Here is a 936-nt window from a genome sequence, read left to right as displayed (position 1 = left end):
ATGCGTATTACTTACGAATCACTGGTGCAGTTTCACCTGGGTTTAGGATACCTGAACCATCTACATCGACAGTCACACGGCGGTTAGGCTGTAGACATTCGATCAGTTGTGGGCGTGGTAGTTTCATATCACAGGCTTTGATTTGTTCAGTTTCACCAGCACCGTATGAACGGATTAGGTTGGCTGGGATGCCTTGGCTGACTAGGTAGTTAACCACAGTCTTAGCACGGTTTTGTGATAGACGTTGGTTATAAGCATCAGTACCTAGTAGGTCAGTATGACCGGTGACGATCACTGCATTTAGTTGATCGAACGTTTTTAGGCGAGCTGCTAGCTCATCTAGGTCACGACGACCACCTGGTAGCATATCAGTTAGGGTATGCTTGTCAAAGGCAAATAGTGCATCAGCGTTTAGGGTGTAGCGTTGTAGCTGTGGTGCAGCTGGTGCAGGTTGTACTGGTGCTACAGGTGCTGGTACTTCACGGATGATTTCTTTAACAACGACTGGTGCATCTGGTTGTGCTGGTGGGCAAGCGCCATCCACAGGATCTACTGGGTTCCAGTAGAAGGTACGAGTGAACTTGTCTTTGTCAAATAGGACTTTGAATTGGCAAGTAGTCACATCATCAGTACCAACACCTGGGGTGTGGAAGTGGAATAGATAGTTCCACTCACGTGGACGCCATACTTCATCATAGTGTGGACGGCCAAGTAGTTGGTATAGTTGGTCTTTGGTCATACCAGCTTTGACTTCTTTTAGGCTGGCAAGATTTGGGAAAGTACCACGGTTTTTGTCAAAAGTGACAGAATCCCAACGAGGCCATACTGGGTTATCAGTCGTACCTTCAGCGGTGACTTTAGATGGAGTGGTGGCACAAGCAGTCATGGCAGCGGCTAGGGCTGATACTGCTAGGGCTTTGTAAAGGGTTTTCATAG

General features: G+C 47.6%; 1 protein-coding gene. It reads right to left on the bottom strand.

Annotated features, from left to right (window positions below):
• Positions 1–7 precede the first annotated feature (7 nt).
• On the bottom strand, positions 8–936 hold a 929-nt coding region (locus B0680_RS10465; RefSeq protein ID WP_078255044.1), incomplete at its 5' end, for an OmpA family protein.

The organism is Moraxella pluranimalium (assembly GCF_002014825.1).
Lineage (GTDB): Bacteria > Pseudomonadota > Gammaproteobacteria > Pseudomonadales > Moraxellaceae > Moraxella > Moraxella pluranimalium.
Note: the sequence above shows the minus strand (reverse complement) of the source record. Positions and strands in the feature narration are given on the sequence as shown.